The organism is Haemophilus haemolyticus, assembly GCF_003490935.1.
Taxonomy (GTDB): Bacteria; Pseudomonadota; Gammaproteobacteria; order Enterobacterales; family Pasteurellaceae; genus Haemophilus; species Haemophilus haemolyticus_M.
Genome location: NZ_QQGD01000006.1, coordinates 53,901 through 68,454 on the forward strand (window position 1 = coordinate 53,901; position 14,554 = coordinate 68,454).

13 protein-coding genes are annotated in these 14,554 nt (G+C 35.8%); 1 reads left to right on the forward strand and 12 read right to left on the reverse strand.

What is annotated here, in order from left to right:
• Positions 1-71: 71 nt before the first annotated feature.
• From DV417_RS07670 to DV417_RS07695, 6 genes are all read right to left on the reverse strand, one after another.
• Positions 72-2,123 carry an AAA family ATPase gene (locus DV417_RS07670; protein ID WP_118879276.1) on the reverse strand — a complete coding sequence of 684 codons (2,052 nt, stop codon included), beginning with the start codon at positions 2,121-2,123 and terminating at the stop codon, positions 72-74.
• 78 nt (positions 2,124-2,201) lie between these two features.
• Positions 2,202-4,232 (reverse strand): DUF262 domain-containing protein, encoded by a 2,031-nt coding sequence (locus DV417_RS07675; RefSeq protein ID WP_118879277.1) that lies wholly within the window; start codon positions 4,230-4,232, stop codon positions 2,202-2,204.
• 8 nt (positions 4,233-4,240) lie between these two features.
• Positions 4,241-5,551 carry a DUF262 domain-containing protein gene (locus DV417_RS07680; protein WP_118879278.1) on the reverse strand — a complete coding sequence of 437 codons (1,311 nt, stop codon included), beginning with the start codon at positions 5,549-5,551 and terminating at the stop codon, positions 4,241-4,243.
• A gap of 38 nt (positions 5,552-5,589) precedes the next feature.
• A complete protein-coding gene (locus DV417_RS07685) occupies positions 5,590-6,342 on the reverse strand; it encodes a PP2C family protein-serine/threonine phosphatase (protein ID WP_118879279.1) in 753 nt (250 codons plus the stop codon).
• Positions 6,342-7,187 carry an SIR2 family NAD-dependent protein deacylase gene (locus tag DV417_RS07690; RefSeq protein ID WP_118879280.1) on the reverse strand — a complete coding sequence of 282 codons (846 nt, stop codon included), beginning with the start codon at positions 7,185-7,187 and terminating at the stop codon, positions 6,342-6,344. The genes DV417_RS07685 and DV417_RS07690 overlap by 1 nt, the downstream gene beginning before the upstream one ends.
• Positions 7,184-7,384, reverse strand: a complete 201-nt coding sequence (locus tag DV417_RS07695) for a DNA translocase FtsK (protein WP_038439774.1) — start codon at positions 7,382-7,384, stop codon at positions 7,184-7,186. The genes DV417_RS07690 and DV417_RS07695 overlap by 4 nt, the downstream gene beginning before the upstream one ends.
• Before the next feature lie 218 nt (positions 7,385-7,602).
• Between DV417_RS07695 and DV417_RS07700 the strand changes: the two genes are divergently transcribed.
• Positions 7,603-8,601 (forward strand): virulence RhuM family protein/type II toxin-antitoxin system death-on-curing family toxin, encoded by a 999-nt coding sequence (locus DV417_RS07700; RefSeq protein ID WP_118879281.1) that lies wholly within the window; start codon positions 7,603-7,605, stop codon positions 8,599-8,601.
• 48 nt (positions 8,602-8,649) lie between these two features.
• Here DV417_RS07700 and DV417_RS07705 read toward each other — a convergent pair whose 3' ends face one another.
• From DV417_RS07705 to pheT, 6 genes are all read right to left on the reverse strand, one after another.
• Entirely contained in the window at positions 8,650-9,360 is a 711-nt protein-coding gene (locus tag DV417_RS07705) for an SIR2 family NAD-dependent protein deacylase (RefSeq protein WP_118879282.1), read from the reverse strand.
• Entirely contained in the window at positions 9,344-10,258 is a 915-nt protein-coding gene (locus DV417_RS07710; RefSeq protein WP_118879283.1) for a 5' nucleotidase, NT5C type, read from the reverse strand. The genes DV417_RS07705 and DV417_RS07710 overlap by 17 nt, the downstream gene beginning before the upstream one ends.
• Before the next feature lie 58 nt (positions 10,259-10,316).
• The gene (locus DV417_RS07715) at positions 10,317-11,270 is read right to left on the reverse strand and encodes a helix-turn-helix transcriptional regulator (protein WP_118879284.1); all 954 of its coding nucleotides are present in this window, start codon (positions 11,268-11,270) and stop codon (positions 10,317-10,319) included.
• Between the two features lie 64 nt (positions 11,271-11,334).
• Positions 11,335-11,820 carry a C40 family peptidase gene (locus tag DV417_RS07720; RefSeq protein ID WP_111689078.1) on the reverse strand — a complete coding sequence of 162 codons (486 nt, stop codon included), beginning with the start codon at positions 11,818-11,820 and terminating at the stop codon, positions 11,335-11,337.
• 52 nt (positions 11,821-11,872) lie between these two features.
• Positions 11,873-12,163: an integration host factor subunit alpha gene (locus DV417_RS07725; RefSeq protein WP_005628676.1), complete on the reverse strand. Its 291-nt coding sequence runs from the start codon at positions 12,161-12,163 to the stop codon at positions 11,873-11,875.
• A gap of 1 nt (position 12,164) precedes the next feature.
• Positions 12,165-14,552, reverse strand: a complete 2,388-nt coding sequence (pheT, locus tag DV417_RS07730; protein WP_118879285.1) for a phenylalanine--tRNA ligase subunit beta — start codon at positions 14,550-14,552, stop codon at positions 12,165-12,167.
• Positions 14,553-14,554: the final 2 nt, after the last annotated feature.

Below are 14,554 nucleotides of genomic sequence, written 5' to 3' on the forward strand. Positions count from 1 at the left end.
TTATTTTATGTCAGTTGAAAAACCAATAAAAATGCGGTCAAAAAACCATAAAAATTTTGACCGCACTTTGATTAGAATCCTATTCGTCTTGTTGTTGCAGAAAACGCTGGCTTCACTTCACATTCCCCTTGTAGTGCCATCAGCCAATCTTGCACCTTTTGAAAAGGGGAAAATTGGTGACGACGAGCCACTGCAGCAAAATCTCCAGGCGTCAATAAATTAAGCGATTCAATCTGACTTAAATCCTCTTCCGATAACAACGGCAACCCTAAGATTTCAGCTTGTTGTTTAGCAAAATCTAAGCGTTGTGGCAACGTTAAATAATCAAACTTCAATTTTAAATCAAAACGACGTAAGGCAGCTGGATCGAGTACCTCAATTAAATTTGTCGATACTACCATCAAGCCCTCAAAGCGTTCAATTTGTGTCAACATTTCATTCACTTGTGAACGTTCCCAGCTTCGATTTGCACCCTCTCGAGAAAATAAGAACGTATCCACTTCATCTAACACTAATAATGCGTTATCCGCTTTCGCTTGTTCAAAGGCTTGAGCAATATTTTGTTCTGTCCCGCCCACATAAGGATTAAGTAAATCTGAGCCTTGTTTTAACAACAGAGGCATATCCAACTGTTCTGCAAGCCATGCTGCCCAAGCAGTTTTTCCTGTTCCCGGCGGGCCATAGCAACAAATTCGCCCTTTTTTCGACTGCTTTAACCCTTCACTAATACGATGAATATTGTCATTACAAGCTACATAATCCAAGTTATAGTCGGCTTTGCCTAAAACAAGCGGTTCAATTTTCGGTTTATTTTGCGATTTTAACGTTTGATTAAACATCATGAGCAAAGTCTCAGCAAAATTTGATGTATTGAGTTCCTTTGCCACCCGAATTGTGCGACTTAAAATCGCAGGCGTTAATGACCGCACTTTAGCAAAATGCTGCACATAGGCCGGGCTTAATTTTCCCTCAGTCAGTTGCGTAATCAGTGCTGACTTATTTTTCAATGGCAAATCTGGCATTTCTAAAATAAGATCAAAGCGACGTAAAAAAGCAGGATCTATGCCAGAAACCGAATTCGATAACCAAATCATCGGCACGTTATTATTTTCCAATAACTGATTCATCCAAGCTTTATTTTTCTGCGCTACTGAACACTCAAAGAAACCAGCACGAAAAACATCTTCTATTTCATCAAAAATCAATAACGAAGATTGCCCTTCTAATACCTTTTGCGCAAAACGACATTTATTCAAACGATCTTCAGCGCTAATCACATCCCCATCTTCATCCATGTAGGTAATATTATTTACCGAAACGCTCAACACTTTCCCCAACAAAGTGGCCAACTCCGTTTTGCCTGTACCTGGCGCACCATAAATTAAAATATTCGCCCCCTTTCTATGAGTAGCAAATGAGGACTGAAGATAATCCAGCATCATTGTTTTCATCTCGTTTAAATAAGCAAAATCTTCTAAACTCAAACTAGGCTCAATAGCTGGTTTTGTACAAACTTTTAATAACACCTGTTCATTTAATGGTTCTGAGATGAATTCATCAAAATCTAACATTTTTCCCCAATCCAAATAGTCATGGAACCTATCCGGATTATAGTTTCGTTCAAGCAAGCCATAACCTAATAGTTTTCCCTTATCTTTTAAGGCAGAAATAATGTCCGATTTTGGCAAACCAAATAAATTTGATAATAACTCACTTACCCCTATCAAATTAGATTTTGGTAATGCCTCGCTCAATTTTTTCAACGGCTCATCTAAGCGTAGCTGAACTGATAAACGGAAAAGCGTCTGCTCAGTAGTATTCAATGATAATAATTGGGTCAGCGTATCAATATTTTGTTGAATAATTGGATTCTCGTTTGCATAAAGAGCGGTCAATTTTGGCAACGTTTTATTTCGTGCTTGTAATAATTTTTTTACTTTCGAACGAAAATCATCGCAATGCTCCATTTCACTCGGTAAACCTAAAGCCGCTGCAATATTGTCATAGTGCCAAACATTTTCATTAAAAACCTCTGAGAATCCTTGATATTCTAATAAAAGTTGCAACATTAATTTTTCGGTATAAGGGGAAACTAATGGTGGGTTAAGTTTGAATTTAGACATAATCATCACTCCAATAAAAAATGCTCAAACCTAATGGGTTTGAGCATAGTTTAAGAAGTGGAGCGACAGATTGTGTCGTTAGAAATCAGCTTTGGATAAAGGTTTATTTAGAATTTCGAGCATTTTTGCTCCATGCTCTTTTATCTCAACTTCTGTCCATTTATCATAACTCATCATTATGGCTTGTTTTAAGCTATCGTAATTTTCATTTTTCTCATAATAACTGCATTTGGCTTTGGGTGTTAAATTGCTTAAACGAGAATTTTTACTTTGAGATAGCAAATATAAGTTACCAAAATTATCTAAAGTTTTTTTCTCTAATCTCTCTAACCCATGTTCTTCTGAAGGGTGCTGTGGATAATGATGCTCTACCGAACTTCTAAAGGTAAATCTGAACTTTTTCCAAATAGCATCTTTATTTTTAATAGTTAACCATTTGTCATTTTCTGACAAAATTTCTACTTTTTGTTTTTGTTTTTGTTTTTGTTCGTGGAAAAATTTCCATAACTGATAATCTAATCGATTAAATACAAAGTTAGGAACATTTACTCCATCATCCCAATCTTTTTTATCTCCTGAGTTTAATTCAAATTCCACTTTTTCTAATATAATTTCTGTAATATCTTTTCCTTGACAGTTATTACCAAAATAGAATTTATCACAAAGTTCTTCTAAAAATTTAATATAATCACTTTGTTCAATATTGTCTCTATTATCAAATAACCAACGTAACACAGCGTATAACCAGTTTTTATAAATACGAGATGGATTAGAGACATGGAACATTGAAAGTAACATCACAGTTTTTTTTGTAGGATCTGAATCATTAAGTGATTCATCATCATTTTTATCTAAACTATCGTCAACAGACATATTTTTATAATTACCAAATGCATTTTTATAGTAGTAATAACCTGATTTTCCTTTAACTATTTTCCATAACGACCAGTTTTCATAATCAGTTCGAATCATATTAGATTTAATCACGTATAAATCAAATAAATAACGACAAACCAATAATGTATAAATAAACACTCTAACTTTTTTAGGGTTTCCTTCAAACTTACCTTCAAATGATTTTAATAGTAACTTTTCATCTAATGGAACATTGCATGGATCATTTTGGATAGAATATTTACATTTATCAAACATTTCTAAATAAATTCGTAAAACGTGCATTAAGAAATTAGGAAAATCAATTACTGAAGTAAATTCACCATCATATTTATCCTGTGATTGTTCTTCATTTTTTTCTATTTTTACCTCGCCCTTAATAAGTTTTACGATACTATCTACAGGATTTTCAGGTTCTACAGGATTTTCAAGTTCTACAGGATTTTCAAGTTCTACAGGATTTTCACTCAAAATAGTCTTAAAAAATCCACGTACTTTTCTCCAATCACCACCTAAAATGACTTCTCTTAATTCAGAATCAAGCCCCATCACAACATAACGACTCATATCTGAGCATGCATCCCAGATTTTTGCAAATAATGATTGCTCAATAGGTGTTGGCAACACTTTCATCAAACGAGCTTTTAGAATTTCATGCTTTTCAAGCTGTTCTCCACGGGTATTCATAATTTCAAAATAATGGTTTAAATCTGTACCTTCAGGCACTTCAGTTCGGATAATTTCAACTTTATCCAAAAGGAATTTTACAATTTCATCTTTATTATTTCCCCATTCATCAAATACTTTCTTAATTGTTTTTAATGCTTGTGAGAAATTGCTTAGTAAGGTTTCAGAATTAAGATTAGATAATGCTTGTTCAGATTCATCTCGATGTTCAAAAGAAACATTTCTAAAAACTAATTTGTCAAGATGATGCATTATTAACGTAAGTGTTGTTAGTCTTTGCTGGCCATCAATTACTTCAAAATCACCATTGTCTCGGCAATAAACAACTAAGCTTCCAATATAATAATTTTTATCTTGTTCTTTATTTTTTTCACAAGCATTTTTTATATCTTGAAGTAATGAACTAATTTCATCGTCACCCCAAGCATAATTACGTTGGTAGATTGGAATAATATAGTTACATTTATTCTCATTATCAAATAAATCAGACACGGTTAATATTTTTACATATTCTTTAGCATTGCTCATTTTTTTACCTAAAAAACTTCCTTTATTTTATTATCTATATTACTAAACTTATATTCACGTATTGCTGAGGTATATCTCAGCACTTGTATTGGTGTAGAGGATTTCTCTATATGATTAAATAATCCATTTTTTGAGTGAGCTTCATCTTCTATAGTTTTGAAAGTAATACGCTGATATTCAAAACGAATTCGATAAACCCATAAAAATGCTTTATTTATAAATTCATCTAAATGTACTTTACCAAACTTATCAAAATAGAATAACACTATACATTCAAATAAATTTTTTAAATACTTATCCCCTACTCGATAGCAATAATCTTGATTATTGAGAAAAGTATTTACGCCTTTCCCTAGATCTTTACCGTTAATTTTTGTCACTTTATCAACAAGTCCACTTCCTTCTTTAAATAATTTTTCATAGAGCTCAGAATAATACTGAACATAATCAAAAAATTGCTCTCCATTTATTAGAGTTTGTATTGTTTGAAAACTTGTCTTCACAAATCTTGGATGATAAAGCATAGGATTTTGTTGTGCTAATTTCTCTACAGCCTTTGTTGCAAACAGTGGGCTAAGATAAGGATAGTTAGTACTTTCTGATACACCTTTAAATGTCTCTAGCTCGTCCGATGTAAAAACCTCTCCGCTTTCTTGATAGTGCCATCGGCGTAATCTAAAAAGAATATAGTTGATAATTTTATCTAAGTTATTAATTTCTTGAGAAAGTGCAGATTTCTCCCAACGCTCAACGCAGTGATGAACAATCTCTTTGGGCTTATCTTTCATTTCTCGTAAATGATAAGCTTTCAGCAAATCATAAGATTCTAAAGGTTTCCCTCTTGAGTTTTGTGAGTCAAAAAATTGGAAGGCTTCGTCTAAATCATCTAATTCAACATAAACTATCTCACAAATTTCTAAAATATATTTTTTAAATGCTTCCTTATTGGAAATAGAATAATTTTTAATAAAATTATAATTATTAATTATATTACTCTCGCTAAGAGTATGTGCTACACTTTTATCTAATAAAGACTTATCCGTGAATTTTTCTTCATTATTCAAATAATAAAGTAATAATGAAAGCGTAATTAAACGTTGTTGGCCATCAACAATATCAAAATTTTTTCCATATTTATGTATCACAACTGTCCCGATACGATAAACTTGTTCCTGATTACGAAAATGGGTAAGTAAATCATCAAGTAATTGTTGAACGTGTTTTATTGTCCATTTATATGGTCTTTGATAGTCTGGAATACTCAAATTTAATTTGAATACATCATCAATCTTGAGTATTTTTGCTTTTTCTTCACTCATAATAATTGGGATCTCTTAGAATATTTTTATAATATAAATCAAAATGTACAGATTATAACCGATAAATCATCATAAGCTATTTGTTTCTCAATTAATTTACGACACACCGTCAATCTAGATTTATCATTATCATATTGTTTCCAAATTTTTTCTCTTACCTCAGCAGAAAATCCATCTGTTAATCCATCAGAACACAGTAATAAACTTTCCCCTTGTTGAATTTCAATTTCTTGATAACAAATTTTATCTTGGAATTCGGAATAATCCGCAACTAAACAAGAAGAAACACCGCCATAAATCGTGGCAAAATCTTCTTCTTTTTTATTGGGAAAATCCGCCAATAATTCAGACAAAATAGAATGATCTTGGGTAATTTGTTGCCATTTTCCTTGGGCATCAATTAAATAAGCTCGACTATCGCCTACGCTGAGAATTTTGGCTTTACGAGTTATTTGATCAATTTCAGCTGCCACAAATGTGGTTGCTGAGCCAAAATAATCCTCGGCTAATTCTGCTGATAAATAGGATTGTAAATCGTAGATCGTTTGGCGACTTAGGCTTTCCATTTGGCTTAATAATTGCATAGCCAACTTGCTCGCTTTTTCAGGTCGGTTGCTATTAGAAATACCATCTGCCACGCCCACAATAAAGTGCGGTCGGTTTTCAAGACGTTTTTCAGCCGTTTTGAGTTTATATTGAAACACCGCCTCGCCATTAAAAAGGGCATCTTGGTTGTGTCGCTTGTTGCTACCAATTTGTTGGCAGAAGGTAATTTCGCAAAAATTTTCCATTATTCAACCGCTTGTTGAGAAGGATTTAGCAGGCGATCAATCGCTTTTAGCGCATCTAAGGCCTTCATTTCGAGACTTAAAAAGTGCATTTTCGGCACGCCTGCATCTTGTGGGTTAATACGGATAAATCCGCCCTTTTTTGCTTTCGCCGTACGTTCAGAAAAGCGACGCACAGTTGGAATGGCTTTCCCCGCACCCAGTTCGATGACGACGAGATTTTGCACTTCTTTTAACCACGATTCTAACCGCACTTTTTTAAAATCCTGATATTGGCTTGCATAACTCCAATCATTAAACATTAGTACATTTTGACGAGCAAAGCCCCCACAATAAGGACAATGTGGTTTTTCACTGGTTAAACATAAGTTTTCATTATCCACGACAGGTTGAAAACTTGATGCAGACCAACTTAATCCTCGACAATTATTGACACACTGAAGACGTTCCAAAGTACCGTGTACTTCATAAACATGGCTATCATCAAAACCAGCCTTTTGAAAATGCCCATCCACATTACTGGTAAAAACAAAATATCCGTGAGATTTAGCTTCCGCCCAGCGTTTTAAAATCTGATACCCTTCGTGAGGAATAGTATTTCGGTATTGAACTAATCGATGCCCATAAAACCAATAGGCAAGTTTCTTATTATGCTTATAAGCTAGTGGCGTCGCGATGTCTTCAAAAGATATATTATGTTCTTTAAACATAGGATAAGCATTCCAAAATCCACCAACACTGCGGAAATCGGGAAGCCCAGAATCCACACTCATACCCGCACCAGCTGTAATTAAAATGCCATCCGCTTTGCGGATAAGTTCTACTGCATAATTTAAATCATTTTTCATAATACTTTTCTCTGTCCATTTTTCATTGGTGAAATAATACCCGCTTGTTCTAACTGTTCTAAAATTTGTCCAGCTCGATTAAAACCTAACATAAATCTGCGTTGAATCATCGAGCAAGATGCAACTTTTTGTTGTTGCACAAATTTTTTTACATCCTCAAAAAGTGGATCTCTTGCCATAATTACTTTCATTGCCATTATTTGCTCCTTTTTCTTAATTAAAGGCTTTATAAATATGTAAGAAGTAAAGAATTTCTCTTTATGGAGAAATTATATGAAAGGAAGCGACAATTTGTGTCGTTTGCGAATGTTGAAAGCGGTTATTTTTAAAAGATCTTTTACAAATAAGATTATCCTTATTGCAATATGCATATTTATCTGGTTATATATACATACAACTTTATTAAGGAAAAAATATGAATAACCAAAATCCGATTGAAATTTACCAAGCTCAAGATGGCACAACGCAAGTGGAAGTAAGATTTGAAAATGACACCGTTTGGCTTTCCCAAGCGCAGATGGCTATGTTATTTGGTAAAGATATTCGCACCATTAATGAGCACATTACCAATATATTTGATGACGAAGAACTTGAGAAAGAATCAACTATCCGGAAATTCCGGATAGTTCGCCAAGAAGGTAAACGCCAAGTCAATCGTGAAATTGAGCATTATGATTTAGATATGATTATCTCTGTTGGTTATAGAGTAAAATCTAAACAAGGCATTAGTTTCCGCCGTTGGGCAACTGCACGTTTAAAAGAATATCTGACTCAAGGCTATACCATTAACCAAAAGCGTTTGCAGCAAAATGCTCACGAATTAGAACAAGCACTTGCGCTTATTCAAAAAACGGCAAATTCATCGGAATTAACGCTAGAAAGTGGTCGTGGATTAGTGGATATTGTCAGCCGTTATACGCATACGTTTTTATGGCTACAACAATATGATGAAGGTTTACTTACCGAACCACAAACACAGCAAGGCGGTACATTACCGACTTATGCTGAGGCCTGTTCTGCACTAGCAGAGTTAAAATTACAGCTGATGGCAAAAGGTGAAGCAAGTGATCTGTTTGGACGTGAACGAGATAATGGCTTATCTGCGATTCTAGGTAATTTAGATCAAAGTGTATTTGGTGAACCTGCTTATCCAAGCATTGAAGCAAAAGCGGCACATTTACTTTATTTTGTCGTCAAGAACCATCCTTTTTCAGATGGTAATAAACGTAGTGGCGCATTTTTATTTGTGGATTTCTTACATAGAAATGGGCGTTTGTTGGATCATAATGGGCATCCAGTTATCAATGATACTGGACTTGCAGCACTCACTTTATTAGTTGCAGAATCTGATCCGAAACAAAAAGAAACGCTTATTAGGCTTATTATGCATATGCTTAAGCAAGAGAAAAAATGATAAATAGCGACCGAAGTCGCTATTTGTTTAAAAAGTGCGGTTGTTTTTCTATGATTTTTTAATTTTCTCCAATAACTCGGCGACCACTTTCGGAACACCCTCACCCGCTTTTTCTTTTATGGCAATCACTTTCTTACGGACAAATCCTGTATTGGGATTCGGATCGATCAAATAGATAAGTGAACCATATGGAGCGAGATTTACCAATCCATTAGCGGGATAAACCTGTAATGAAGTGCCAATAACAATCACAATATCTGCCTTTTTCACTAACTTTTCTGCTTTAGGAAACAGGGGTACATTTTCCCCAAAAAAGACTATATGTGGACGCATTGGATGACCGTGATTATCCTTATCCTCTAATCGTTGATCACCCAAACATGGAACAATGTAATCGGTATTAAAACTACTGCGAGCTTTGTTCAGTTCACCATGTAAATGGAGTACGTTAGTACTTCCTGCTCGCTCATGTAAATCATCCACATTTTGAGTGATTATATGAACTTCATAAAACTCTTCCAACTCAACCAAAGCCAAATGTGCTGTATTAGGCTCTGCAGCTTGAGCATTACGACGTCGTTCATTATAAAACTCTAATACTTTTGCACGGTTTTTCTTTAAGGCTTCGGGCGTACAAACTTCTTCTACTTTATGCCCAGCCCACAATCCATCTTCCGCTCTAAAAGTAGGAATACCACTTTCGGCACTAATGCCAGCACCGGTTAATACTACGCAAATTGGTTTATTTTTTGCTGTCATTTTTCAGGCTCCTTTTTGTTTGTTCTAAAATTTCATCAACCTGTCTATCTCTAGCCATCATGCCAAATATATTCCCCGCTTTATAAAGGGGTTGATAAGTATAGCTTTCAATGTACAAGAATGGCTTCTCTGAAAGGCGTTGGAAATATTGTTTTAGCTGTGATTTTGAGCGTAATAGCACTTCATATTCCGCTTGAATATGAGCACACATAGCTTCAATACGCATTTTAAATTCATCACTGAGATCAGGACTGATAATTAAATAGACCGTTTTCTGTTCGGTTGCTGTTTCATCCGTATAAACACATGCCAAATTAAACACTTGCCATTTATAGCGATCTGCAAAAGCACCAATGACTCGGCTTTGCTCCTCAGTTTCAACTTGAACTAGGGCGGCTGGCTTTTTCAAACAATCTTGCAACACATCACTTGGTGTAAAAGGCCCACAGCCTAAGTAAGATAAGACACAATTCCAATTAGCAAATTGTTCTGTACCAAAATGAACATGTTCGCCTTGAAATTTGCCAGCACCATTTTTAGTGCGATCATCAATTAAATAATCACCTTGGTTGAGATTTTTATGATGGGATAAAATCAATCGTTTGTATAAGGCTGAACCTTTTTCTTCACCGAAATAATGTTGAATCCATTTTACTTTATCACTCCAAGCGGAAGGATTATGCCAAGGAGCAGTAGAAAGCACATAAATATGATATTTTTTCATCAATTTATGCACAGCAGAAATCGCATTCGGCATGGGTTCCATTAAGCTAAAAATACCCTCAACTTCATCATATCGACCTTCATATTCTCGCTTGGTTTTATCATCTAGTTTTGCAATACCTGATGGAAAATCTACCATCACATTATCCATATCAATGTACACAATCTGTTTCATTTGAATGTCCTCTCTTCAGATAGATTTATCATAAAGCGCAAAGCGACAATTTATGTCGTTATACTGTTTCTTCTAAATATACCCGCCCAATTTCTTGATAATTTTCACCAAAGTGAGCTATCCACCACTCCAGCATTTGACTTTCGATCACAGTTGCTGAAATTTCATAATCATCGCCAGAATCTTTTACTGTTTGATCTGTTGATAATGGTGTTTCTGTTAAAAAGCCACCAATATCTTTATTAATGCGGAAAGTTAATCGAATTTTTCGACCATAGGTAAAACCGAACTTTTGGCTTTCTACATAAGATTTCAAATTAAAATCAGGGCGTTCAAATATCATTGTACTCACTGTTACCTTAAGCAAGCGATGCAAAGCAAGGTGTAAAATATCGCCATTCTCATATTGTGCGACTAAATAGCTACTTGGCCCTTGTTGTACCAAAGCCAATGGCTTGACCTGTGCCTTATGTTCTTTACCGTGAATACTCCGATAATGCACCTTTAAAAATCGATTTTGGTAAAGTGCGGTACTAATTTGAGAAAAAATTTCTGGATTGATTTTGGCAGGTAATAAAGGCTGACTAGTTGGCGCAATAGCAACTTTATTAAGCCATTCAGCCCCTGATTTTTTATGACTGTCATAAACCAAATTATATTCGGCCTGTTGAAAGAATGCCTCCATTGAACTCATAATGCTAGAAGGCAAAATGCCATTGAGATATTGTTTAGCAAGCATAAGCACAAGTGATTGCTGTTCATTTAAAATCGGTAAATCTAATCCTTTAGCATTTGATTTCCATCGGTAGCCATAAGGTTTATCACGCATATCACGTTCAATTTCAAACTGTTGAGACAAACTTTCTAGCTGGCGTTGAATTGAACGAATATCACGTTGAACGCCAATATCAGCAAGTTTTTGTAAGATTTCTTCTGCAATAATAAAACGTGTTTTCGGAATAAGGCGTAAAATTTCAAGTTGAATTTGAAGTGCGGTTAAGTTTGAGGACATTTTATCTCCCAAATTTGAAAAAAATCATTATAAAAAATGCTGGAAAATTCCAGCATTATACTTTCTAAATCCGTCTGACTTGCCAGAAGGCTTTCGACCAATAAGGGTTATTCATTGAAGAATAGACAACTCCCCCTTTGGTGGAAGCATGAAGGAATTTGTCTTCTTTTACATAAATTCCCACATGATAGCCATTAGGGCCACGACCAGTTTTAAAGAAAATTAAATCGCCAGTTTGAATATCTTCTTTGCGTACATGTTTACCATAATTGGCTTGTTCAGTTGTACTTCTTGGCAAACGAAGATTAAAACGATCGAAGAAAGTTTTCTGCACAAAACCAGAACAATCTACGCCACGGCGTGAAACACCGCCGAGCACATAAGGTGTACCCGCCCATTCATGTTGTTGTTCGCTCAACATGGCTATGGCCATAATAGGATCACCGATTTGGCCTTTATAGTTCATCGCATAATCATCATTTTGAAAACTAGAACAAGCGAATAAAAACAGCGAGGCAGTAGCGATTAAAAATGATTTATATACTTTCATACCTTTTCATATGAAAAGTGCGGTAGAAATTCACCGCACTTTTTGTTGCTTACTATTTAGTTTTTTCTACGCGAGCACGTAACTTTTGCCCTGGCTTAAATGTCACCACTCGGCGCGCAGAAACTGGCACAACATCACCTGTTTTTGGGTTACGCCCTGGGCGAGATGACTTATCACGTAGTTCAAAATTACCAAATCCTGATAATTTCACATCATGACCAGATTCTAGTGATGAACGAATCTCTTCTAAAAAATTCTCCACCACATTTTTCGTATCGTGTTTAGATAACTGATATTTATCACTTAAATATTCAATAATATCAATTTTGGTTATCGTAGCCATATTAATCCCTTAATTCAGCATTAAAGCGTTGTTTTACCTCCGCTAATACTGCTGAAATCACTGCATTAATTTCTTCATCTTCAAGTGTTTTTTCATTATCTTGGACAGTCAAGCTAATCGCTAAACTTTTATAGCCTTCAGCGACGCCCACACCTTGATATACATCGAACAAGTTCACTTGCACCAATTTTTCGCCGCCTGCTTGTTTACATGCCGCGATTAATTCCCCTGCTGGTACGCTATCTGCTACGACTAAAGCTAAATCACGACGGTTTGCTGGGAATTTAGAAATTTCTTTTGCTTGCACCACATTACGTGCCGCAATTGCATTCCAAAGAATTTCAAATACAAAAGTTTTGCCATTTAAGCCAAGTTTTTGGCTAATAGATGGATGAATTGCACCAATAAAACCAATTTCTTGACCATCTAATTCAATAGCAGCAGATTGGCCAGGGTGTAATGCATCAAATTGTTTTGCAACAAAACGAACTCTATTACCACCTTCTGTTAAAGAAAGTACTGATTCTAAATCGCCTTTAAGATCAAAGAAATCAACAGACTCTGCTTTACCTGCCCAGTGTTCAGATTTTGCCGTTCCAGTAATCACCGCACTTAAAACAAATTCTTGACGCACGCCAAATTCAGCATTGGCATCTGGCACAAAACGCAATCCAGTTTCAAATAAACGAACACGAGATTGTTGACGATTTTGATTATACAGCACAGCACCTAATAAACCACTAATCAAAGACACGCGCATTGCTGACATTTCCACAGAAATTGGGTTTGGTAATACAAGTGCTTCTTGATGTGGATGTAATAAACTTTGAATTTTTGGATCCACAAAGCTATAAGTAATGGCTTCTTGATAATCAGCATCCACAAGTGCGGTCTTAATTCGAGCTAAATCTAAATCAGATTCTTTATGCTCACGCATGCGGAGATGCGCTAATGGCGCATTGTTTGGAATACTGTTATAACCATAAATACGCGCCACTTCCTCAATTAAATCTTCTTCAATTTCAATATCAAAACGCCAGCTTGCAGAAGTTACCGTCCAAATATCATTTGCATAAGTAACATCGAAACCAAGACGATGGAAAATTTCTGTTACGCTTTCTGTTTCAATATGATGACCTAAAAGTGCATCTAATTTACTACGGCGGAGTTGAACAGTATTAACTTTAGGAAGATGAGCTTCACTGCTTGTTTCACAAATCTCACCCGCTTCACCACCACAGATTTCAAGTAATAATGCGGTTGCTCGTTCCATTGCTTTACGCGCTAATTCAAAATCCACACCACGTTCAAAACGGTGTGATGCATCAGTATGTAAACCATATTGTCTTGCACGGCCTGCAATAGCTAATGGAGCGAAAAATGCGGATTCTAAAATCACATCTTTCGTTTCACTATTTACGCCACTCGCTGCACCACCAAAGATCCCTGCCATTGCTAAAGGCCCATTTTGGTCGGCAATTAATAAAGTATTTGATTGAAGTTTTGCAGTTGAGCCATCTAATAATACTAATTCTTCACCTTCTTTTGCTAAACGAACTTGAACAGGTTGTGCAACTTTAGCCGCATCAAACGCATGCATTGGCTGACCAAGCTCAAGCAAAATATAGTTAGTAATATCAACAATAGGATCAATAGAACGAATACCACAACGACGCAATTTTTCTTGCATCCACATTGGCGATTCAGCCTTCACATTAACGTTTTTCACCACACGCAATAAATAACGTGGGCACGCTTCTGGTGCTTGTAAATCAATTTGAACTTTATCAGAAATTGTTGCTGGCACCGCTTCAAAGTGCGGTTGATTTACTGGCTGTTTATTTACCACACCAATTTCACGCGCAATACCCGCAATGCTCAAACAATCCGCGCGGTTTGGTGTTAAGCTAATTGCGATGGCATTATCATTTAAACCTAAATATTCACGTAAATCTGTACCAATTGGTGCATCAAGTGGCAATTCAATAATACCGTCAGCTTCAACATCAATACCTAATTCAGAAAATGAACAAAGCATTCCTTCTGATGGTTGACCGCGTAATTTCGTTTTCTTAATTTTGAAATCGCCCGGTAATACCGCACCTTCTGTTGCGCAAGCGACTTTTAAGCCTTGACGACAATTTGGTGCACCACACACGATATCCAATAAACGATCACCGCCTACGTTCACTTTAGTTACACGTAATTTATCCGCATCTGGATGTTGTGCACATTCCACCACTTCACCCACAACGACACCATTAAATTTACCCGCAACGCTTTCCACGCCATCGACTTCTAAGCCAAGCATGGTAATTTGCTCGCATAATTGCTCGGTGGACACCGCAGGGTTCACCCATTCTCTTACCCACTGTTCACTAAATTTCATTT